General features: G+C 35.5%; 18 protein-coding genes. 10 read left to right on the top strand and 8 right to left on the bottom strand.

Translation table 11 applies throughout. The features are described from left to right. Window positions 1-2 precede the first annotated feature (2 nt). The gene (locus ACZZZI_RS19910; RefSeq protein ID WP_316758073.1) at window positions 3-368 is read right to left on the bottom strand and encodes a hypothetical protein; all 366 of its coding nucleotides are present in this window, start codon (window positions 366-368) and stop codon (window positions 3-5) included. A gap of 327 nt (window positions 369-695) precedes the next feature. Here ACZZZI_RS19910 and ACZZZI_RS19905 point away from each other — a divergent pair, with 327 nt between their 5' ends. Continuing rightward, entirely contained in the window at window positions 696-1472 is a 777-nt protein-coding gene (locus ACZZZI_RS19905; RefSeq protein ID WP_316758075.1) for a helix-turn-helix domain-containing protein, read from the top strand. Here the strand turns inward: ACZZZI_RS19905 and ACZZZI_RS19900 are convergent, their stop codons facing one another. Then, window positions 1473-2171 (bottom strand): NUDIX hydrolase, encoded by a 699-nt coding sequence (locus tag ACZZZI_RS19900; RefSeq protein ID WP_463490941.1) that lies wholly within the window; start codon window positions 2169-2171, stop codon window positions 1473-1475. Between the two features lie 167 nt (window positions 2172-2338). On the opposite strand from ACZZZI_RS19900, the gene ACZZZI_RS19895 reads away from it, so the two are divergent. Then, window positions 2339-3484 carry an aldose epimerase family protein gene (locus ACZZZI_RS19895; RefSeq protein WP_463490940.1) on the top strand — a complete coding sequence of 382 codons (1146 nt, stop codon included), beginning with the start codon at window positions 2339-2341 and terminating at the stop codon, window positions 3482-3484. On the opposite strand, the gene ACZZZI_RS19890 is transcribed toward ACZZZI_RS19895, so the two are convergent. Genes ACZZZI_RS19890 through ACZZZI_RS19875 form a run of 4 tightly spaced genes read right to left on the bottom strand, consistent with a single transcriptional unit; the run spans window position 3476 to window position 6302 of the window. Continuing rightward, window positions 3476-4315 carry an amidohydrolase family protein gene (locus ACZZZI_RS19890; protein WP_463490939.1) on the bottom strand — a complete coding sequence of 280 codons (840 nt, stop codon included), beginning with the start codon at window positions 4313-4315 and terminating at the stop codon, window positions 3476-3478. The two genes, ACZZZI_RS19895 and ACZZZI_RS19890, sit on opposite strands and share 9 nt — an antisense overlap. Window positions 4316-4326: 11 nt before the next feature. Continuing rightward, window positions 4327-4656 carry an L-rhamnose mutarotase gene (locus ACZZZI_RS19885; protein ID WP_344764444.1) on the bottom strand — a complete coding sequence of 110 codons (330 nt, stop codon included), beginning with the start codon at window positions 4654-4656 and terminating at the stop codon, window positions 4327-4329. Next, window positions 4656-5513, bottom strand: a complete 858-nt coding sequence (locus ACZZZI_RS19880; RefSeq protein WP_316758087.1) for a fumarylacetoacetate hydrolase family protein — start codon at window positions 5511-5513, stop codon at window positions 4656-4658. The genes ACZZZI_RS19885 and ACZZZI_RS19880 overlap by 1 nt, the downstream gene beginning before the upstream one ends. A gap of 24 nt (window positions 5514-5537) precedes the next feature. Then, window positions 5538-6302 carry an SDR family NAD(P)-dependent oxidoreductase gene (locus ACZZZI_RS19875; RefSeq protein WP_463490937.1) on the bottom strand — a complete coding sequence of 255 codons (765 nt, stop codon included), beginning with the start codon at window positions 6300-6302 and terminating at the stop codon, window positions 5538-5540. 342 nt (window positions 6303-6644) lie between these two features. On the opposite strand from ACZZZI_RS19875, the gene ACZZZI_RS19870 reads away from it, so the two are divergent. From ACZZZI_RS19870 to ACZZZI_RS19835, 8 genes are all read left to right on the top strand, one after another. Continuing rightward, on the top strand, window positions 6645-9401 hold the full coding sequence (locus ACZZZI_RS19870; RefSeq protein ID WP_463490935.1) for an alpha-d-galacturonidase: 2757 nt from the start codon (window positions 6645-6647) through the stop codon (window positions 9399-9401). After that, window positions 9401-10951, top strand: coding sequence for an MGH1-like glycoside hydrolase domain-containing protein (locus tag ACZZZI_RS19865; protein WP_463490933.1), 1551 nt, complete (start codon window positions 9401-9403; stop codon window positions 10949-10951). Before ACZZZI_RS19870 ends, ACZZZI_RS19865 begins: the two co-directional genes overlap by 1 nt. Before the next feature lie 15 nt (window positions 10952-10966). After that, window positions 10967-12547 carry a glycoside hydrolase family 28 protein gene (locus ACZZZI_RS19860; protein ID WP_316758095.1) on the top strand — a complete coding sequence of 527 codons (1581 nt, stop codon included), beginning with the start codon at window positions 10967-10969 and terminating at the stop codon, window positions 12545-12547. A 205-nt stretch (window positions 12548-12752) separates the two neighbouring features. After that, on the top strand, window positions 12753-15572 hold the full coding sequence (locus tag ACZZZI_RS19855) for a glycoside hydrolase family 95 protein (protein ID WP_463490931.1): 2820 nt from the start codon (window positions 12753-12755) through the stop codon (window positions 15570-15572). An 8-nt stretch (window positions 15573-15580) separates the two neighbouring features. After that, on the top strand, window positions 15581-17290 hold the full coding sequence (locus ACZZZI_RS19850) for a glycoside hydrolase family 2 protein (protein ID WP_463490930.1): 1710 nt from the start codon (window positions 15581-15583) through the stop codon (window positions 17288-17290). A gap of 29 nt (window positions 17291-17319) precedes the next feature. After that, window positions 17320-19074, top strand: coding sequence for a malectin domain-containing carbohydrate-binding protein (locus ACZZZI_RS19845; RefSeq protein ID WP_463490928.1), 1755 nt, complete (start codon window positions 17320-17322; stop codon window positions 19072-19074). Window positions 19075-19226: 152 nt separating this feature from the next. Continuing rightward, on the top strand, window positions 19227-20741 hold the full coding sequence (locus tag ACZZZI_RS19840; RefSeq protein WP_463490926.1) for a sodium:solute symporter family protein: 1515 nt from the start codon (window positions 19227-19229) through the stop codon (window positions 20739-20741). A 58-nt stretch (window positions 20742-20799) separates the two neighbouring features. Further along, window positions 20800-21732 (top strand): dihydrodipicolinate synthase family protein, encoded by a 933-nt coding sequence (locus ACZZZI_RS19835; protein WP_316758103.1) that lies wholly within the window; start codon window positions 20800-20802, stop codon window positions 21730-21732. Between the two features lie 65 nt (window positions 21733-21797). Here the strand turns inward: ACZZZI_RS19835 and ACZZZI_RS19830 are convergent, their stop codons facing one another. Together ACZZZI_RS19830 and ACZZZI_RS19825 are read right to left on the bottom strand one after the other, a co-directional pair. Beyond that, window positions 21798-22538 (bottom strand): hypothetical protein, encoded by a 741-nt coding sequence (locus ACZZZI_RS19830; protein ID WP_463490923.1) that lies wholly within the window; start codon window positions 22536-22538, stop codon window positions 21798-21800. 420 nt (window positions 22539-22958) lie between these two features. Beyond that, complete coding sequence (locus ACZZZI_RS19825; RefSeq protein WP_316758108.1) at window positions 22959-23828, bottom strand: AraC family transcriptional regulator; 870 nt, start codon at window positions 23826-23828, stop codon at window positions 22959-22961. Window positions 23829-23884 lie beyond the last annotated feature (56 nt).

The raw sequence follows: 23884 nt of genomic DNA, 5'->3' as shown, positions 1-23884 counted from the left end.
TATTATTCTTGTATGTTATCAGTCGGATTTTTTCCAGTAATATCCGAAAACATATCGCCGTTTAATTGGTTTATCCAAACAACAATGGTCTTGATTACTGATTTATTTCTTAAATCATTTGGAAGTTGGGTAGAATAAGTGAACTTGTAAGGCGTGAAATCTTTAATATCTCTGGTAGAGGTTATGTAGAAATATCCACCTTTAGTTGCCGATCTTAGATACCAGTAAAGTATATCAGGCTCGTTATGGTTAGTGTATTTAATTTTTGTACTGTAAACCTCCAGCTTAATAACATCTGGTGCAGGAATGTCTTTTTTACAAGCTAAAAAAAACAAACAAAAGAATGCAATATAGATATTATTTTTCATGTTGATGTAACAACAGTATAACAGGCTTAAAGTTTTGAAATTTTATACAAATAGTTTTAATTCTGTAGTATTAATAATTATTTATTTATGGTTTTTTGTTGATTAATTTGATTGTCAAAATAGAATACATTACTTTAATTTCAACTGTTTGACGAGTTTTTCTTTTACTACAATTAATTAAAAAAACACGTTTATTTAATGTATGATGATGGTTCTCGCTCTTAAATTATTATATATTGCGATTGTTAAACAAAAATGCTTAATTTGTGATGTAACAGCAAATAGATGTTATGTTGTCTTATTAAGAACAAGATACTTTGATGTAAAATGATACAACTTGAAGATATCAAGGGAAGATTTAAAAGAGATAAAGCAATTCACGCTGAATACCCAATTCGGGTATTGATCATTAAAGAAGCATCGGGTTTACTGTGTATGAATTCGGGCGATTATGTTTTGGCTCCAGGACGTGTCTTTTTTATTCCAGAGGAAGGAATAATTCGTTTAGAGGGAGAAATAACCTCTGCATACTGGTTAAGCTTTAGCACCCTTTTGTATTCTGAGTTTTTACTGCAACATACGGATGCCCAATCCCGAAACCTATTCATGACTTTATCTTTTAAAGATTTGAATAGTATGCAGGCTAAAAAGGCTTTTAGCTTGTTGGAGCAACTTAAAAGAGAAATTTTAGCTAAGAGAGATGTTTCCTATCTCGCTCAATATCTATCATTACTTTTGGGTTTCTCTGCGGTTTTAAATGCCGAGTTGATGGATTTATCCGTAGATGAATTGCAACAGGTTTTACGTTTTAGAGCAATTTTAGAACAGTATTTTAAAACCGAGCGTTCTACAGAATTTTACGCTGCAGGAATGGGCATGAGCTCGAGAAGACTTAATGCTTTTTTGAAAAAAGCCTTTACTAAAAACTTACCCGATTTATTGTTTGCAAGGCTTATAAGAGAGGCAGAAGAATTACTTATTCACACAGATTATTCTGTATCTATGATTGCAGAAATACTCGGCTTCGAGCAATCAAATTCTTTTGCAAGTAGCTTTAAACGTTCTAAGGGCGTTTCGGCAATAGAGTTTCGAAAAACATATTAACTATTTAGGTTTTGAAATAAAGCTTAAGAAAGATTGAAACTGCGCCTTATGTTTCTGCTTATCTAATTTAAAGTAGAAAGCGCCTCTTCTCGAACTCGATTTATCTTTCTCTGTTTGCTTAATTAATAAACCACTTGCCGAAATTTTTCTAATAAAGTTACGGTTGTCTATTGGCGAATCGTAAACCTGTTCGTATAAATTTTGAAGCTGTGGAATGGTAAACTTTTTTGGGAGCAATTCAAATAAAATCGGATGTAAAGCTGCCTGATACCTTATTTTATCCATTGCTGCTTTTACCATAATATTGTGGTCGAAAATTAACTCAGGCACTTCGTTAACTTTAAACCATTCAGGGTGATATTGATCGTTTATTTGCTTGTTGTACTTATTAATATCAATTAAAGCAAAGTAAACAACAGATATAGTTCTTTCTATCGGATCTCGATCTGGTTGTCCGTAAGCATGTAATTGTTCCAGGTAAACATCATGTAAACCAGTTAATTGTAACAAAATTCGTTTCGCTGCACCATCCAAATCTTCTTGGGTACCAATAAAACCACCCATTAAACTCCATTGATCTTTAACGGGTTCAATTGCTCTTTTAATAACCAAAAGTTTAAGGTGCTCGCCATCGTAACCAAAAATTATGCAATCTATAGCAACTAAAACAGGTTGTTGGTTTATGTATTTTGACATCATTAGAAAAGCATTTTTAAAATTGGATTACTGTTTTTTCAATAAATCCGAAATTAGGTGTTTTTTAAACTTTTTGAAAGTTGAGCCCAAGTATAAAGCAAATAAAAATAATTATCGTTACAATAACGCTAATTATTTTTCTACTTTAGCATTAACCAAATTAAATCTTCATGAAAAAAAATATTCTCCAAGGCGTATCAATTGCCACACTATGTTTAAGTGCATTACTTTTTTCTTGTAATTCGCCTACCGAACAGAAATCTTCGGTGGTAAGCGATTCTACAAGATATACTTCAATAATTGATGGAAAATCGGTTACACTTTTTACTTTAAAAAATAAAGCAGGGGCTTCAGTTTCTATTACAAATTATGGTGGAAGAATTGTTTCGCTTATCGTTCCTGATAAGGACAATAAACCAACCGATGTTGTTTTAGGGTACGATAGTATTGGTTCTTATCGCAAAAAAGGTGAGCCATTTTTTGGTGCATTAATTGGTCGTTATGGAAACCGAATTGCCAAAGGAAAGTTTACTTTAAATGGCGAGCAGTATAGTTTGCAATTAAACGACGGACAAAATACCTTACATGGCGGAACTGACGGATTTTTCTCGAAAGTTTGGGATGCAAAACAAATTGACGAACAAAAACTAGAATTAACTTACAGTTCTAAGGATGGTGAAGCTGGGTATCCTGGCAAACTTGATGTTAAAGTTATTTATACTTTAACGGAGGATAATGCTTTAAAAATCGATTATGAGGCAACTACCGATAAGGCTACTGTAGTTAATTTAACCAATCATGCATACTTTAATTTAAATGGCGAAGGCAATAAAACCATTCTTGATTTAGAATTATATATTGATGCGAAAGCTTACACGCCAGTTGATTCGACTCTTATCCCGACAGGAAAATTAACTGATGTTGCTGGAACGGCATTCGATTTTAATAAGGCTAAGGCAATTGGCAAAAACATCGAAGATGCTGATGAACAGTTAAAATTTGGTAAAGGTTACGACCATAATTTTGCTTTAAATGCCCATGATGATAAAAAAGCAATTGCAATTGTAAAAAGCCTCGCTACAGGTATTTCTATGGAAGTTTACACTACTGAACCAGGCTTACAATTTTACAGTGGGAACTTTTTAACAGGCGCAGATAAAGATGGAAAAGGTGGCAAATCATACCCGCACCGTTCTGCAATTTGTTTAGAAACTCAACACTTTCCTGATGCGCCAAATCATCCAAACTTTGCATCTACAGAACTTAAACCTGGTCAGGTTTACAAAACTTCAACCACTTATAAATTCTTAAAGTAAATTGAAATTTTCTAAACTATAGAATTTAGAACCAGTATTCAGGAAGAGGTTGTCCTTTTCCTGAATGCTGAATTTTGAAGCATATTTATTTACAAGGTTAAACCAATCAGCGTAAGGCCTGCTCAATAAAACAACAGGCCAATCGCTACCATACATTACCCGATCTGTTCCGAAATGCTCGAAAATTACATCGAAGCAATTAAAAATCTCAATTTCTTTCCAGTTATGCCAGTCGGCCTCAACCAATAAAGCCGAAAGTTTACAATAAACATTAGGGTTTTGTGCTAGTGTTTTAATATTTGCCGACCAGGTTTTTAAATCTTGTTTTTTAACATCGGGTTTACCACAATGATCTAAAACAAAAGGCTGATTCGAAACACTATCAACTAGTTTAATAATGTGGGGCAATTGATCGTGGTAACATAAAAGATCGTAAGTATAACCGTATTTCTTTAATAATTTAATGCCATTGATGAAGTTCTTATCTAAAATAAAACCTGCATTTTCTGCCTGAAGCACATGGCGCCAACCTTTAATCTTTTTGAAAGAGCTCCAGTATGTAAGTCTTTCGTCTAAATTTTTATGCCGCAAATCTACCCAGCCAACAATACCCTTAATAATTTCGCTTTGCTCGGCAAGTGATAACAAGAAATTATTTTCTTCTTCTGATTGATTTGCCTGAACCGCAACGCACCCAGTTATATGTAACTCGTTATAAGTTCTGATTAAATTTTTGGGCGTAAAATCTTTACGAATGGCATTCATATCTTCCGTTATCCATTCATCTCTGATCGGGTCGAAGTTCCAAAAATGTACATGCGTATCAATCATAATAATTAAGTTTAAAGTTTAAAAAGGTTTTCCATTAACATCCATTTTTCTCCTGGTTTTGCTCCGGGCATGGCTTTTTGATAATTCCACATTAAGGTTTCCCACTCCTGAACTTTCTCATTTTCCAAATCAGCTTTTGCTTTTGCTTCGAAAGAAAACGAATCGTTTACATCCATAATCATAAACAGGCGGTTTCCGAATAAGTAAATTTCCAACTCGTCAACACCTGCTTGTTTTATACTTTCTTTAATTTCTGGCCAAACCGATTTATGGTATTGCTTGTAAGCTGCTATAAGCTTTTCATCATCAATTAAATCGAGTGTAAGGCAATGTCTTTCCATTATACATTTTCGGTGTAAGCTTTAGCAGTTTGTTTGCTACTTCCTAAGCCATCAATACCAAGTTCTACTACATCACCAGGTTTTAAATACCAGGGTTCAGGCTTTTGTCCTAATCCAACGCCTGCAGGGGTACCTGTTGTAATAACATCGCCAGGCAAAAGTGTCATAAATTGACTGATGTATGAGACCATAAAAGGTACATTGAAAATCAGGTTTGAGGTATTGCCATCTTGTAACGTTTTGCCATTTACAGTTAGCCACAAACGTAAATTATGAACATCGCTGATTTCATCTGGAGTTGCAATAAATGGACCGATAGGGGCAAACGTATCACAGCTTTTTCCCTTAACCCATTGTCCGTTTCTTTCTATTTGAAACTCGCGTTCGCTGTAATCATTATGTAAAACATAACCAGCGATATGCTCTAATGCTTTTTCCTCAGAAACATAACTTGCTTTTTTACCAATTACGATTGCCAATTCAACTTCCCAGTCCGTTTTTTTGCTATTTTTTGGGATAATTAAATCATCATTCGGACCTACAATTGCTGATGTAGCTTTGAAAAATAAGATTGGTTCAGTTGGAATCGCAGCATTGGTTTCAGCTGCATGGTCTTTGTAATTTAACCCAACACAAATAATTTTCGACGGACGGGCAAGTGCAGCGCCAAGACGAACATTTTTATCGATTTCTGGTAGATTTGCTGTTTTTACGGCTTCACTAAGTTTTTCTAAACCATCGTTACCAAAAAAAGCTTCATTATAATCGCTAACAAGCGATGAAACATCATAATATTTATCCTCTATAATTAATCCTGGTTTTTCTGAACCTGGCTCTCCAAATCGTATTAATTTCATTGTAAATTTATTTCGTTTTAAATTTTAATTGTTTAAGGTTGTAAATCCGCCGTCAATAGGATAATCGCATCCAGTTATAAAAGATGCTTCATCGCTACATAAATATAATGCTAAAGCACCCACTTCTTCGGGCTTTGCCATTCTGCCAATTGGTTGGGTTTTTGAAAGCTTTTCGAACATTTCATCGATGTTGTCGGGATAGTTTTTCTGCAAGAAACCATCAACAAAAGGGGTATGCACACGGGCGGGAGAAATCGAATTACAACGGATGTTTTCGTTAATGTAATCTTTGGCAACACTCATAGTCATTGCTTTTACTGCCCCCTTTGCAGTGCTGTATGCAAATCGATCGGGTAAACCAATTAATGCAGCAATAGATGCCATATTAATAATAACGCCACCGCCCGATAATTTTATTTGCGGAATAGCAGCATTTAGGCAATTATAAACACCCTTTACGTTTACACGCATTACACGGTCAAAGTCCGGCTCATCAGTGGTATCGGCTTTGCCAATATGTGCAATTCCCGCATTATTTACCAAAATGTTGATTTTTCCAATCTGATTAAATACCGAAGCAACCGCGGCGTGGTCTGCAACATCGCAGGCATAACTAAATGCGCTATTTCCATCTGCTTTTATTTCTTGTAAAGTAGATTCTGCTTGCTCTAAACCAAGTTCGATAATGTGAACTTCTGCACCTTGTTTTGCCAAAATTGTTGCAATGGCTTTGCCAATTCCGCTTCCGCCACCTGTAACTACCGCTCGTTTATTTTGTAATGAAAACATATATTTTTGTATGGGTTTAAATTATAGATAATTTGGTTAAATTGGTGGTTAATGATGTAACAAGAAGATATCAAAACTATATTTTTATATTCTTATCTCTATCAACATACAAATTAAACAGATTTTGTTGATTAAATATTTTAGCTTATTACCTAAATATTATCTAATGTTATCATAACCAATTTCACAGTCTTAAATCGAACTTTACCTTGCATAAATTTTACATAACCGATTGGCTATATTACTTATATTTGAATAATATTTTTATATTTAAATAATATTTTAACCAAATGTGCGTCAAATTCCTTTTAAAAGGAGTTTGTGCGTTAGAGCAATTTTTGAATGAGAACTTTCCTGATTTTTATTTCCTGTATATTTTTATTTCCTTTATTTTCAGAAGCTGATGTAATTAATGCTGAAAAAAATACAACCGTAATTGTTTCGTCGGAGCACAATGTTCGTGTTAGTTTTGGAGTAGAAAAACTTTTGAAAGCTATAAATCAGGTTGGGGCACAAACAACTTTAAAAACAATATCCGTTCAGCAAAAAATTCCATCAACAAAGAGTTTAATAATTGTTACAGAACTTGGCGATAAAATTATTCGAAATCAGTTGCCAGAAGTTTTAAAGAAACAAACTAAAGATATTGGTAAAGAGGGTTTTTCTTTATCTTATGGCAAAGATGGTAACCTATACATTATCGGTTTCGATGCATCTGGTGCATTATATGGTTGTTTAGAATTGGCTGAACAGATCAAGAAAAGCGGTAAAATCCCTACGCAAATCGCTTTAACCGATCGGCCTGAAATGGTAATGCGTGGTACTTGTATTGGTTTGCAAAAAACAGATTATTTACCTGGGCACGATGTTTACGAATATCCATATACACCCGAAACTTTTCCGTGGTTGTACGATAAAGCGCTTTGGATTAAGTACTTGGATATGATGGTTGATAATCGTTACAACTCTTTGTATCTATGGAATGGACATCCTTTTTCATCTCTGGTAAAATTAAAGGATTACCCTTATGCGCTAGAAGTTGATGAAGCAACTTTTAAAAAGAACGAAGAAATGTATCGTTTTTTAGCGAAAGAGGCCGATAAACGCGGAATTTGGGTAATTCAAATGTTTTATAACATTATTATTCCGAAACCATTTGCTGATAAACATGGATTAAAAACCCAGGATAGAAATCGCCCGATAATTCCTATAATTTCTGATTATACAAGAAAATCTATAGCAGCTTTTGTAGAAAAATATCCAAATGTTGGGTTAATGGTTGCTTTAGGCGAGGCTATGGAAGGTGTTGGGCAGGATGATATTGATTGGTTTACTAAAACAATCATTCCAGGTGTAAAAGATGGTTTAAAGGCTGCTGGAATTACAGAAGAACCACCAATTGTATTACGGGCGCATGATACTGATGCACCCGCCGTAATGAAAGCTGCATTACCACTTTATAAAAATTTATATACTGAAAATAAGTTTAATGGTGAAGCATTAACTACTTACGAACCTCGTGGCGCATGGGCAGAATTAAATAAGAAACTGGCTACAATCGGAAGCATGAATATTTCGAATGTTCATATTTTGGCAAATCTAGAACCTTTTAGGTATGGTTCTGCAGATTTTATTCAAAAATCTGTTCAGGCTATGAATAAAATTTATGGCGCAAAAGGCTTGCATTTATACCCGCAGGCAAGCTATTGGGATTGGCCTTATACTGCCGATAAAACAAAAACCAGGGAATTGCAGATTGATCGGGATTGGATTTGGTATAAGGAATGGGCTCGCTATGCTTGGAATAGTGGTCGCGATCGAAACGGTGAAATTAATTACTGGGGTAATGAACTGGCAAATAAATATGGTACCGATTTAAATGCTGGTAAGGCCATACTTAATGCCTACGAAGAATCTGGAGAGATTTCGCCAAAGCTTTTGCGTAGATATGGAATTACCGATGGGAATAGACAAACATTAACTTTAGGAATGTTGATGACACAATTAATAAATCCCTATCGTTATGGTTTATTTACTTTATTGTACGAATCTGAAGCACCAGAGGGCGAAATGATCATCGATTATGCAGAAAAGGATTGGAAAAAGCAGTCGCATATTGGCGAAACACCATTACAAATTGCCCAGGAAGTTGTTGCGCATGGGAAAAAAGCAATTGCATCTATAAATTTGGCTACGCCTTTAGTTACAAAGGATACTGCAGAATTCAGGCGGTTAAGAAATGATATGTATTGCTATGATGCAATGGCGAATTCGTATGCCGAAAAAGTTAAAGCTGCTTTATGGATTTTAAGGTATAAATATTCGAACGATGTTGCCGATTTAGAAAAGGCTTTGCCGTTACTTCAAAAAAGTCTAGAATATTACACTAATTTAGTAAAACTGACAGAAAATGAATACTTGTATGCAAACAGCATGCAAACTAAACAACGCAAAATTCCAATGCGTGGTGTAGATAAAACTTTCATCACCTGGAAAGAAATGCTGCCAGTTTACACTAAAGAATTTAATCATTTTAAAAAGAGTATCGATTCGCTGAAAGCGATTGAGCCTGGAAAGGTTGCCAAAGTAATTCCTTACCTAAATGCCGAGGTAAAAATAATCTCGCCTGACGTAGAAAGTTATGTTTTAGATAAAAATGCGAAGGTTTTTGCAGATACAACAACTAAAATTAAAGAGATTACAGAACAATTGATTGGCTTGAACGGCTTAAGGTTTTCTAAAAACGAGCAGATTAAAAAAGGCACTGAAATTAAGTTTTCTACAAAGAAAGCTGTTAAATTATTGGTTGGCTATTTTAATATTAAAGATGGTAATACTTTGCCTCCACCTCAATTAGAAACTGATGCAAGCGCAAATAATTACGGACAATCTGAAATAAAGATTTCGAATGCAATAGTTGTCGATGGCTTTTCGCCTTTAAATGTACATGCTTATTCTTTTGCAGCAGGTACACATACTTTAAATTTAGGAAAAGGCGCTTGTTTAATATTGGGTTTTATTGATGATAAACAAGAATTAAGGATTTTTAATGCAGGTTTAGATGGTAGGGGTAAGGATATAGATTGGTTATTTGAATAATGATAAATAAAAAGATTTCCATTACAGCGATAGGTTTGTTCATCGCATTTTCAGGTTTTTCACAAGAAAAAGTTATTCCGCTAAAAGCGAAGTTGAAGAATTATGTAGAATATTTTAATTCTATTGATACAGAGGCGGTCAAAAATTTTGTTCCGAATGCAAATTCTTATAATTGGTTGGAGGAAAATATTCCCTTACTTGAATGCCCTGATAATATAATCGAACAAAATTACTACTACCGTTGGTGGTCGTTTCGTAAGCACCTGGTTAAAACACCCGATGGTTTTATTTTTACCGAATTTATCGAACCTGTTAAACATGCAGGTAAATACAATTCAATCAGTTGCGCTTTGGGGCACCATATTTACGAAGGCAGGTGGCTAAAAAACAACGATTATCTTAAGGAATATATTAATTTTTGGCTCTACAAAGCAGATGTTGGACAAACTAAACCCCGATTTCATCAATTTAGTAGTTGGGTAGATGATGCTGTTTTAGAAAATTATAAGGTAAAACCTGATGCAACCTTTTTGAAAAGTATTCTTCCAGCACTCGATGCAGACTACCAAAAATGGGAGCGTGAACGCCAGCTTGCAAGTGGTTTGTTTTGGCAACACGATGTAAAGGATGGAATGGAAGAATCAGTTAGCGGTTCGAGAAAAGATGAAAACAGGCGACCAACAATTAATAGCTATATGTACGGAAATGCGAAAGCATTAGGTGTTATAGCCTCATTGCTGAATGATAAAGACCTTCAAACAAAATATCAAGGTAAAGCTGCTCAACTTAAAAAATTGGTTCAGGATAGCTTGTGGAATTCGTCTTCTGCATTTTTCGAAACCAAATTTCCCAAAAAAGGCTTGGCAAATGTTCGCGAAGCGATTGGTTTTACACCTTGGGATTTCAATTTGCCAGATGATAAATCTGTTTATGCAAAAGCCTGGGATCAATTGTTAGATACCGCTGGATTTAATGCACCCTGGGGTTTAACTACCGCCGAACGTAGAACACCAACTTTTAGAACCCGCGGCACAGGACATAGCTGCGAATGGGATGGTGCGCTTTGGCCGTTTGCCAGCTCCCAGACCCTAAAGGGGTTATCTAATCTGTTAACCAACTATAAAAATCAGGGTAAAATGACTGCAGAAGTATTTTACGATGAGCTTTATACTTATGCAAAATCGCATACCAAAAATGGTAAACCTTATTTAGGCGAATACCAGGATGAAAAAAATGGTGAATGGCTAAAAGGCGATAATCCTAGAAGCAGCTTTTACAATCATTCTACTTTTTGCGATTTAGTGATCAGCGATTTAATTGGTATTAAACCTCGAATTGATGATGTTTTAGAAGTTTTTCCGCTTATCCCGAAAGGAAAATGGGATTGGTTTACACTTGATAATTTATCCTATCATAATAAAACGGTTAAACTTGTTTGGGATAAAACTGGAAATAAATACAATAAAGGAAAAGGTTTTTATATCTATGTTAATGGTAAAGAAATTTACAAGGGCAAAGATTTAAAACCTGTTAAAGTTCAAATGAACTAATTTTAAAACAATAAAATGAAATTAAATAATCGCTTGAAAGTATCTTTTTTGTTTGCCTGTATGTTAATCTTTGGGTTAAACGTAAAAGCACAAAATTATTATAATGTTTTAAAGTATGGCGCAAAAAACGATAGTAGCAAGCTGGCTTCATTGGCCATTAAAAATGCTATAGATGCTGCGTCAAAAGCAGGTGGCGGTACGGTTTACTTTCCCGCTGGAAAATACTTAACGGGTTCAATTCATCTTAAAAGTAACATCACAATTCTAATCGATGCAGGTGCTGAACTTCATTTTAGTGATAATTTCGATGATTATTTGCCAATGGTTAAAAGCAGATATGAAGGTGTAGATGTGACTTCGTTTTCGCCTCTTTTCTATGCTTATAAAGCCGAGAATATTTCGATAATTGGCAGGGGTTTAATTGATGGACACGGAAAAAAATGGTGGGATTTTGTAGAAGGCTATAAAGAGGGGCAAGCTCGTTCTAAATGGCAAACTATGTTTGATGGGTTGAATAAGGATATTATTTTGCCAGATGATCCAAAACAAATGAAACGCGGATTTCTTCGCCCACCGTTTATACAAACTATGTTTTGTAAAAATGTTCTAATAGATGGGATAACAATTAAAAACTCTCCTTTCTGGACGGTAAACCCCGAGTTTTGTGAGAATGTTAAAATTCATGCAGTAACTATAAACAATCCGCATTCGCCAAATACCGATGGGATTAATCCAGAATCTTGTAAAAATGTTCACATTTCTGATTGCCACATCAGCGTTGGAGACGATTGTATTACTATAAAATCGGGTAAAGATGCGCCAGGCAGAAAAATGGCTGTGCCTGCAGAGAATTACACCATTACAAATTGTACTATGTTATCTGGCCACGGTGGTGTTGTAATCGGCAGTGAAATGTCGGGCGATGTACGTAAGATTGTTATTTCGAATTGCGTTTTTGATGGAACAGATCGAGGCATTCGTATTAAAACAGCTAGAGGGCGGGGCGGAATAGTAGAAGAGATTAGAGTAAGTAATATCATTATGAAGAATATTGGCCAACAGGCAATTGTTTTGGATATGCAGTACGCTAAAACGAATGTAGAGCCTGTTTCAGAGCGTACGCCAAAATTCAGAAATATTCATTTTAGTAACATCACTGGTCAGGTGAATCAGGCTGCCTATTTAAATGGCTTGGAAGAAATGCCGATCGAAAATATTACGTTTAGCGATATTAACATGGATGCAAAAACAGGTTTTAGTATCGGTTTTTCCAATAAAATAGAATTTCATAATGTTCAGGTCAATACAGAAATTGGTCCATCAGTTTCCGCTTCAAATGTAAATTACCTGACGATTGATAATTTAAAAAGCTATACTCCATTAGTTAAATCTCCTGTTATCGATTTAAAAAATACAAGTGATGTGTTTTTATATAACGCATTTCCTGTTAAAGGAACCACAACTTACTTAAAGCTTAGTGGCGAGAAAACTAAAAACGTAATTTTAGGGAACAATAGCTTTAAAAATGCTAAGAATGGCGTTATTAAGGAAAATGATGTAACTGAAAATATTGACGTGATCTCAGGCGATAAATAATCGATAGTTCAGGTAATCTGATAAGTATAACTGTCATCCTGAGCCTGTCGAGAGACTAATAAAAACTATATTAAGTGTGTTTCGATAAGCTCACTGTGACAAGGGTTGAAGATATAAATAACTGTCATCCTGAGCCTGTCGAAGGACATATAAAGACTGCTTTCAAAGGCGTTTGAGAGACTATAAACTACATACTAACCAATAGATGAGAAATTTAAATAAGTGTACCGTTCTTTTATTGTTTATTATCATTTTTATAAATAGTAATCTCATTTTTGCGCAAAACAATCAGTTGTGGTATAACAAACCTGCTGAAAAATGGACAGATGCTTTACCAATTGGAAACGGACGAATAGGCGCCATGATTTATGGCGGTGTAGAAATAGATCATATTCAGTTTAACGAGGAAACCCTTTGGACAGGCAAACCAAGAAATTACAACCGCAAAGGCGCATCAGCATATTTAGCTCAAATCAGAACTCTACTTTTCGAGGGAAAACAAAAAGAAGCTGAAGATTTAGCTCAAAAGCAATTTATGGGGCTTCAAAGTGAAAATGGAGACCGAACTAAATGGGTTAAGGAAATGCAATCAGGCAAGGGCCTTGTTGGAAAGCCAGCATTAGAAAATTTTGATGATAAACTTTGGAAAACAATTCAGGTTCCATCTTATGAAGGTTGGGAAGCTGTTGGTTTAGCAAATTTAGATGGTGCAGTTTGGTTTAGAACCACTTTTGATGTCCCTGAAAATTGGCTGGGTAAAAATCTGGTTTTAGATTTAAACCGAATTCGCGATCAGGATTTTACTTTCATCAATGGGAAATTGGTTGGCAATACAGATAACCTCGAGCCTCGAAAATATACAATTCCAGCAAAGCTGATAAAAAAAGGTAAAAATGTAATTGCCATTCAGGTTTTAAATTACTTTGATAAAGGTGGCCTGGCAGGTTATAAGGATACAAAGAAGAAAATTGGAATTTATCCTGAAGGATCGAATGTTGAACAAGGCGTTTCGCTTGTAAAATTGTGGAAGTATAAAATTCAGGATGAAAACCCACCAGAGGTTGCTCAATATCAGGCCAGCTATCAACCGTTTGGCGATTTGAATTTGTATTTCAAAAAGGGAAAATCAACAGTTACTAATTATAAGCGCTCCCTCGATTTAAATACCGCAATTTCAAAAACAACTTATACGTTGGATGGTGTTAAATATCAGAGAACATATTTTGCAAGTCAGCCAAATCAAGCTGTAGTTATTCATTTATCGGCAGATAAAACTGGCTCTATAGCTTTTGAAGCAGTTTTGTCGAGTGTTCATCAGAAAACTGAGATTAAAAGTTTAGATAAAAATTCGATTGTGCTAAATGTGCAAGTAAAAGATGGTGCTTTAAAAGGTGAGGCCACACTGACTGCTGCAGTAAAAAAAGGTACAATAAAAATAATCAACAATAAAATTGTTATTACTGGTGCAGATGAGGCAACACTCTTTTTGACAGCCGCAACTAATTTTGTAAATGCAAACGATGTTTCTGGAAATCCAAAACTAAAAAATTCTAGCGCTGTTCATGGTCTATTAGGCACGCCTTACGAAGATCTTAAAGCCAGCCACATTAAAGAATATCAAACTTATTACAACACATTTAGTGTAAACTTTGGTCAATCTGAAAATGAGAATTTACCTACCGATCAGCGATTAGAAAAGTTCGGCACATCAAAAGATGCTGCCTTTACGGCACTTTATATGCAATATGGAAGGTATTTATTGATTTCGAGTTCAAGACCAGGAACACAGCCAGCAAATTTGCAAGGAATTTGGAATGATCTGCTCAGTCCTCCCTGGGGAAGTAAGTATACCACAAATATTAATTTTGAGATGAACTACTGGCCAACTGAAATCTTGAATTTATCGGCTCTTAATGAACCGCTATTTAAAAAGATAAAAGGCTTATCTGTTTCAGGAAAAGAAACCGCAAAGGAATATTATAACGCAAAAGGTTGGGTTTTACACCATAATACAGATTTATGGAATGGTACAGCTCCAATTAATGCTTCCAATCATGGTATTTGGGTTTCGGGCGGTGGATGGTTAAGTCAGCATTTGTGGGAACATTATTTATTTAACAATGATAAAAAGTTTCTACAAACTGAAGGCTACCCATTGATGAAAGAAGCGGCTCTGTTCTTTGAAGATTTCTTGATTAAAGACCCAAAAACGGGCTGGCTAATCAGTACGCCATCAAATTCTCCAGAAAACGGAGGTTTAGTTGCAGGGCCAACAATGGATCATCAGATTATCAGAACGTTATTTAGAAATTGCATTGAGGCATCAAAAATTCTGGGAATAGATGTAGCCTTTAGAAAATCGCTGGAGGAAAAAGTAGTGCAGATTGCGCCAAATCAAATCGGGAAATACGGACAGTTACAAGAATGGCTAGAAGACAAAGATGATACAACGAATAAACATCGCCATGTTTCTCATTTATGGGGTGTTTATCCAGGGAATGATATTAACTGGGATGCCGATAAAAAAATGATGAATGCCGCTAAACAATCTTTATTGTATCGTGGCGACGATGCTACTGGTTGGAGCCTGGCTTGGAAAATTAACTTTTGGGCAAGGTTTAAGGATGGCGACCATGCAATGAAATTGATTAAAATGTTATTGAAACCAGCAAATGGTGGCGCAGGTTCTTATGTAAATTTATTTGATGCCCACCCACCATTTCAAATTGATGGAAACTTTGGTGGTGCCGCAGGAATAGCCGAAATGATTGTTCAAAGTCAGCAAGGCTATTTAGATATTTTGCCTGCTTTACCTGCCGAAATCCCTTTTGGTGAAATTAAAGGGTTAAAAGCAAGAGGCGGTTTTGAGTTAAATATAAATTGGGATCAATCCAAATTAACAATGCTCGAAATAAAATCGAAAGTCGGTGGTGTTTGCAAAATCAAATATCAGGGTAAAGAAAAAGAAATTGTAACTAAAGCTGGAGAAAGCTATAAACTTAATGGAGATTTGAAGGTATTATGAGTAGGTTTTTGAAGTTAATTTTCATCATTTTATTGCTCGTAAACTTTAAAGTAGTTTCAGCACAAAACACAATCAGAAAAGATATTTCGTTAAATGCCGATTGGGTAAGCATTGTTGATGAGAAAAATATAAATGCTTTTAATGGTTTCGAGTTGGTTAGTTATAAGCCTGCCAGTTGGAAAAAAGTAAACGTTCCGCACAATTGGGATCAATACGAAGGTTATCAAAGGAAACTTCATGGAAATAAACATGGTTATGCCTGGTATCGTAAAACATTTAAAAGCAATGAAGTTAAAGTGGGAAAAAGGTTTTTTCTATATTTTGAAGGTGTTGGTTCTTATGCAACTGTTTGGCTCAATGGTAAAAAAATTGGCTATCACGCTGGTGGAAGAACCACTTTTACCTTTGATGTTACGTCAGTAATTAAGCTAAATAACGAACAGAATATTTTAGCAGTCAGAGCAGACCATCCAGCTAATATTCAGGATTTGCCCTGGGTAGATGGAGGGTGTTCAACCGAACGAGGTTTTTCTGAAGGTTCTCAGCCAATGGGTATTTTCAGGCCAGTACATTTAATTGTTACCAACGATGCAAGAATTCAACCTTTTGGCATTCACATTTGGAACGATGATAAAATCTCAGAACAGTCGGCAGTATTAAACTTAACTACTACCGTTAAAAATTATTCGGCCAAAGCAAAATCGATTACAATTTATACTCAATTGTTCGATGCTGAAGGGAATATTGAAAAGGCGCTTAAAAAGACAATAAATATTCAGTCGGGAAAACAGATCGATGTAAGCCAAAAAACAGATGAGCTGATCAATCCTAAACTTTGGTCGTTAGAAAATCCTTACCTCTATACGGTAAAAACCGCCATTATAGAAAATGGAAAGCTTGTCGATGAAGTTAAAACACCCTATGGTATTCGTTGGATTAGTTGGCCAATTGGCGATAAAGCCAACCAAAAACAATTCTTTCTAAATGGAAAACCTGTCTTTATCAATGGAATTGCAGAATACGAACATTTAATCGGGCAAAGCCATGCTTTTAGTAAGGAGCAAATTCATTCTCGCGTAATGCAAATCAAAGCAGCTGGTTTTAATGCTTTTAGAGATGCGCATCAGCCTCACAATCTTTTATATTCTGATTATTGGGATAAACTTGGAATACTTTGCTGGACACAAATGGCGGCTCATATTTGGTATGATACCCCTGCGTTCAGAAAGAACTTTAAAACGCTGTTAACTGATTGGGTAAAAGAGCGTAGAAATAGTCCGGCGGTTGTGCTTTGGGGTTTAGAAAACGAAAGTACTTTGCCAGAGGATTTCGCAAAGGAATGTACTGAGCTAATTAGAAAATTAGATCCTACTGCCTCATCACAACGCAAAGTAACCACATGTAATGGTGGAAAAGGTACCGATTGGGATGTGCCTCAAAACTGGACTGGTACTTATGGCGGCAATCCGTTAACCTACGGCGAAGATTTACAAAGACAGGTTTTAGTTGGTGAATATGGCGCCTGGAGAACCATCGACTTACATAATTTAGATTCTGCAGGTAAAGGTTATACCGAAAACAATATGACCAATTTGATGGAAACTAAAGTTCGTTTGGCAGAATCTGTTAAAGACAAGACTGCAGGTCATTTCTTTTGGTTATATAGCTCCCATGATAATCCTGGAAGGGTTCAGGGGGGGAGGGATTACGCGATTTAGATAGAATCGGGCCAGTAAATTATAAAGGTATGTTTACTCCCTGGGAAGAACCAACCGATGTTTTTTATATGTTTAGAAGTAACTATGCTCCAAAAGAAACGGAACCAATGGTTTACGTTGTATCCCATACCTGGCCTAATCGATGGTCAACTTCTGGCGTAAAGGATAGCATTGTGGTTTATTCAAATTGTGATGAAGTAGAGTTATTTAATGATGTGGACGGACAATCTTTTGGAAAAAAAACCAAGGGCAAAATCGGAACTCATTTTCAGTGGAATAAACCCAATGTTAAATATAATGTGCTTTATGCAGTTGGCTATGTAGATGGAAAAGCTGTTGCTAAAGATTACATCGTATTAAATAACTTACCAGAATCTCCGAATTTTGATAAATTAACTAATGATGGGGCCGTAAATAAACCCGCAAAAGATTATAATTACCTGTACAGATTAAATTGTGGCGGACCTGATTATACCGATAAGTATGGAGCGGTCTGGTTAAAAGATCAACAATTAAACAGTAATAATAAAAACTACGGTTCATCTTCATGGACTTCGGCTTTCTCTGGTATTCCCGCTTTTTTTGCTAGTCAAAGAAGAACATTTTCGCCGATTAGTGGCGCATCCGATTGGAAACTGTTTCAATCATTTCGCTACGGAAGAGAGCAGTTAAACTTTAATTTTCAGGTTCCAAAAGATGGTGAATATTTAGTTGAACTATATTTTATAGAACCCTGGTTGGGTATTGGAGGTGGCATGAATGCAGAAAAAATGCGTTTATTCGATGTTGCCATTAACAATAAAACCGTAATCAAAGATTTGGATATCTGGAAAGAGGTTGGTACAAATACCATCCTTAAAAAAACTGTAAAGATTTATAGCAAAGCTGGTCGATTATCTATTTCGTTTCCGCAGGTAAAAGTTGGTCAGGCCATTATTTCTGCAATTGCCATCGCAAGTTTGGATAAAACAATAAAAGTTGGTGTGCAATCTAATTCGATTGCCGATGCTGCCTCAAGTACCGAATTTAAATCAAATTCGTGGATGGATATTGGCGACAAACAATTTTTGGATGGTAATTTTGAGTTCACTTCCTTGCCGCCAAATTTATACGGTGCAGAATGGATTCAAACTGCTGAAAAGCACCAGAATATAAACTTTAATTTAAACGATGAAGCTGATGTTTTTGCTGCGGTAAATGCCAGTATAAAAAGTTTGCCAGAACAGCTTAAGTCTTTTGAAGATACCAAAACCAGTATTGAAAATAATGCTGGCCAAAGTTTTAAGGTTTACAGAAAGAGATTTTCAAAAGGAGCACAGATCACTTTGGGTAATAAAGTATCAACTGTTGCTCTTGTTCCGCCAAGTAATTTAGAGCCAGCCTACGATTTAAAAAAGTTAACCAGCTACAAAGCGACAGATGCCGTTTTAAAAGGACAAAGTATTGTTAGAGAAGATTTGATGGGGAAACAAAGAGTTAGTTTTAAAGCTCAAACTGGCGGCATTTTAGAGTTTTCGATTGCCGTTGGTGTTGCTGATACTTATTCGCTTACTATTAAATACCACAATCCATTGCAAAAAAACTTAAAAGCTAAATTGGAATTTTTAGCTGCCGATGGAACATTAATGAGAACCGAAAATGCCGATTTTGTTCCAGCTAAAGAAGGTAAGTGGAATTACTATAACACAACTACTGGTAGCATGATCAATGCAGGTGCTTACAAATTAAGAATTATAGCAACCGATGCTAAAGATTTAACCTTTGACGCACTTGATGTTCAATAGGATAATATGGTACAATATATAGCCAAAATCTTATATTAATACTGATATTTAGAAATGCATATTTGTTTTAACCAAATTAATAAACGAGCCAACCGATAATGAAGGGTCTACCTGTATTCGATCTTGCTATAATCTTCATATATCTTGTTGGAATGATATTAGTTGGGATTTATTTTTCGCGAAAAAATAAAAATTCCGAGCAATTTACAAAAGCTTCGGGCCTCATTCCTGGATGGGCAATAGGTTTATCAATTTATGCAACTTTTCTAAGCAGTAATACATTTCTAGGTGTGCCTGGTAAAGCTTTTGGAGGAAACTGGAATGCATTTGTTTTTAGTATATCGATGCCTTTAGCAGCATGGATTGCCTCAAAATACTTTGTTCCATTTTATCGTAATACTGGAGAAATATCGGCCTACACTCATTTAGAAAAACGTTTCGGCGCCTGGGCAAGAGTGTACGCTGTAGTTTGCTTTTTACTTACTCAACTGGCCCGAATGGGATCTATCTTTTTCGGAATAGCCTTGAGCTTACAAGCTCTAACTGGTTACTCTATGCAAATGATTATGATCGTAATGGGCATTTGCATCATATTTTATACTGTTTTAGGTGGCATTGAGGCGGTAATATGGACAGAAGTTGTACAGGCTGTGATTAAGACATTTGGAGCATTGTTAATCCTCTATTTAATCATAACAAATATGCCAGGAGGTGTTTCAAAAGTAATAGAAATTGGAAAAGCAGATCACAAATTTAGTTTAGGTACCTTTTCACCCGATTTCGTTAGTTCATCCTTTTGGGTTGTGCTTTTATATGGGTTTTTTATTAACCTGAATAATTTTGGAATGGATCAAAATTACATTCAGCGTTACCATACTGCATCATCAACTAAAGCAGCTTCCAAATCAATTTGGCTCTGTGTATGGCTTTATATTCCAGCATCGCTGTTGTTTTTTGTTATAGGATCTTGCTTGTATGCCTACTATGAGGTTAACCCCGATTTGGTTCAGTCTATTAAACACCAGGTTGCGATTGAGCGATTACCCATTCATTCTACCGCTGCAGAAATTTTAAAGTTAGAAAGTACCTTAAAGTCTGCAGACTATGGCGATAAGATTATGCCTCATTTTATGGTAACAAAAATTCCTGTTGGTTTAGTTGGGCTAATTGTGTCGGCTATTTTATCTGCGGCAATGAGCACCATAAGTTCAGGAATGAATGCTTCTGCAACAGTATTTTCGGTTGATATTTATAAGCGGTACATTAAGCCAGATATTTCTGAAAAACAAAATTTATCACTCCTGCACATTGCAACTGTAGGGTTTGGTTTACTGGGTATGATTGCAGGAATTGCAATGATTGGTGTTAAAAGTATTTTGGATGTATGGTGGGAGCTATCAGGAATATTTGCAGCGGGGATGCTTGGGTTGTTTTTACTCGGAATTGTAAGTAAGCAAACTAAAAACCACGAAGCCATTATCGCAACTATGATTGGGATAGCAGTTATAATTTGGATGACTTTTTCCGCTATGCTTCCTCCCGCATACGAAGCTTTCAGAAATCCTTTGCATAAAAATATGATTATCGTGGTAGGCACATTAACCATTTTTTTAACAGGCATTTTTATTACGAAAATTAAAAATAGAAAATTAAAATCAGCCAATTAAGTTCGATAAGAACTATTCAGGCAATTATTAAATAACCTTATTACATATCTTTTTAAATATGGAAAACTCACAAAAAGGGTTCATCCCGGTCATGCTTACGCCTTTTTTGGACAATGGAAACATCGATTATCCAGCGCTTACCCAGCTCACAGAGATTTATTTGCAAGCAGGATCGTCAGGCTTATTTGCTAATTGTTTATCGAGTGAAATGTTCGAATTAACAGATAGTGAAAGAATCCAGGCCATTAATCATGTTATAAAAGTTGTAGATGGTGCAGTACCAGTTGTAGCTACAGGAACTTTTGGCGGGCCAATTTCTAAACAGGCCGATTTTGTTAAAAAAGTTAATGATACAGGCGTGGAGGCCGTAATTGCGATTACAAGTTTGCTTGCTGATGAAGCAGAATCTGATGATATATTTAATGAGCGGGTGTTTGATTTATTAAAGCAAACAGAAAATATTCCAATTGGGTTTTACGAGTGCCCGGTGCCCTATAAAAGAATTTTAAAGCCTCAGCAATTAAGCGATTTCGTTTCGACCGGAAGAGTAATTTATCATAAGGATACTTGTTTGGATTTAACGCAGATTAAGGAAAAACTAAAGCTTACCGAAGGACATAAATTTGGTTTATATGATGCTTACATCGTTCATGCAGTAGAATCTTTAAAGGCTGGCGCTTCGGGTTTATCTTGCATTCAAGGTAATTACTTTCCCGAATTAATCGTCTGGTTATGTGATCATTACAACGATCCCTCGCTTGTAAATGAAGTGAATGTTGTGCAACAATTTTTAATCGATAATATGGATGTAATGCATAATGTTTACCCAATTGTATCAAAATACTTTTTGCAAAAGCGAGGATTGGATATATCTACTTTTACAAGAAGAAAGGTGGGCACTTTTACACCAAATGTGATCAAAGAAGTTGAAAAATTATTTGATGATTACACGGCTTTAAGAAGCGATTTAAATATTCAGGTTTATATTTAGATATATAATGACAATGATACCTTGCATTCTAATCTGCGAGGTATCATCAATAATGCGAAGGAGTTTTAATATATCTTAATCACTCCAAGAGTATTTAAATCCCCATTCTGTAAGGGAACAATGCAATTTAGAGAGGTAGTAAAAAAAGTAATTCCAAAAAGAATAATTATAGGCTCTTGTGGTTTTACGACGAGGTTTATCTTAAAAGTCTGTGATTCCGTCGCATCATTTATATTCAGAATTTCTGAATCGAGCAGGGAAGCGCATTCGTTTTCAGTGCCGATTGAAGCAGCCGAAGTAATAAGCCTGAAATGTGTAACCTCACCAGGCGCAACAATAGAAATTTCCGGATGGATAGCGGGAGTTTTAATCTCAACATACTGATCGACTAAGTTTATGGAACTAGCTATATCTTCCAGAAAAGTATTGTATAGATGATTGTTTGAATTAAATTGAAAGTTTTGGAGTAACCTGTAATTTTCTGTCAGAACATTCCTGCTGCCACGATTATTAATCTGATCTGCTTTAACAATTCTTAAGAAGCGACTTGTTAAATTAAAATTCATCTTTGGATCTGGTACTTGCAAAAGTATTATTCGAAATAACTGTCGTAACTTTTTCGCAGCTTGCGAAGCTTTGGCAAATTCCGAATTGTTTTCCCTGGTGCGTTCAAAGGCGATGTCGTTTTTTATACGCTTTGCATCTACTCCACCTTTAGCCCTTGCCTGATAAGTGTTATTGCGTTCATAAAAGGATAAATCCCCGACTTTCCCCTTAAGTTTAATTGTGCCAACTTGCTGTGCCATAGTTTTTTTATTAAAATTAAAACATAAGCTGGAAACCGATATCGTAAAAAGACGTTTTTGTCGTTTTTGTACACATTTGCACGTTTTTGACGCATCATATTAGCCATTTTCCCGTCAATTTTTATTTTAGTTAATGTTGATTTCTAAAACACAGGTTTTATAAAACAACAACCATTCTTCTGAATTTAGCCATTCAAATTTCTTCCCTATAGCTGTTCTGTACGGTACTTACTCGGTTACTCCTCGGATGTATTTCGGATGTAGGATCCAAATGGTTACCAACATTAAGCCAAGTATATACTAGTTGTGAGCCAAGAATTTAACAGGTAATGGGCTACTTGCTTTTGGCTAAAGCGTAAAGTGAATTCTAAAAGAATTTATATATAATATAGATTAAAAGATAATGATCTATGCTGCTTATTAATTCAAATACTTCCTTTTGTAATCCAGTGGTGTCATTCCTGTAACTTTTTTAAAGTGCCTGTAAAAATTCGATACATTATTAAAGCCACAATCAAAACAAATCATTTCAGTAGGTAACTTGTTTTCAATCAAAAACCTGCATGCATGGCTAACCCTTATTTCAATTAAAAAATCGTAATAGGTTTTCTTTGTCATGAGTTTAAAATATCGGCAAAATGAGGTTACACTCAGGTTACTTAACGATGCAACTTCCTCAAGGGTAATATCTTTCTTGTAATTGGTTAAAGTGTAAGTGCATATTTTATTTATCCGAAGGGTTTCCGATTCGTTAGATTGATAAAAGGTGTTTTTACTGGTTACAACGGTCTCGAATTCGTCGGTTTCGGCAAGTGTTTTTAAAATAGAAAGTAAAATAATTATTCTTTCGAGGTTTGTTGCGTCAACCGCAAGCCTCATTAAATCAATTAATTTTTCTTTTGCCTTTCCATGAATAATCATACCACTTTTAGCTTTTTCGAATAGTTTAGGAATTAGATAAGCTTCTGGTAAATTGATTAAATATTTCCCAAGGCAATCGGGCAAAAAATGAACAACCATGGCTTCCGTATGCAGATCAGAATTATTCTGGAAATACTCATCTTTACATCGCCAGGTATGGGGTAGGTTTTCGCCCAAAAGAATCATTTCATCAGGAGCAAAGTTGCTGATGTTATCGCCTATAAAACGAACGCCTTCTCCCTTGATCACGTAGTGCAATTCTAATTCTGGATGATAGTGCCAAATGTTACCGAAATCGGGCTTAATATCATGTCGAATACTGAAAGAGCTTTGCAGCGTTACCGGGACTTTATGAAAATGAGGTTTCATGGTTAATCTATAAATATTTGGTTATGTTTCCGCATTATGTTTGGTAAATCATAAGC

The sequence above is a fragment of the Pedobacter sp. AC190 genome (assembly GCF_979258025.1).
Note: the sequence above shows the minus strand (reverse complement) of the source record. Positions and strands in the feature narration are given on the sequence as shown.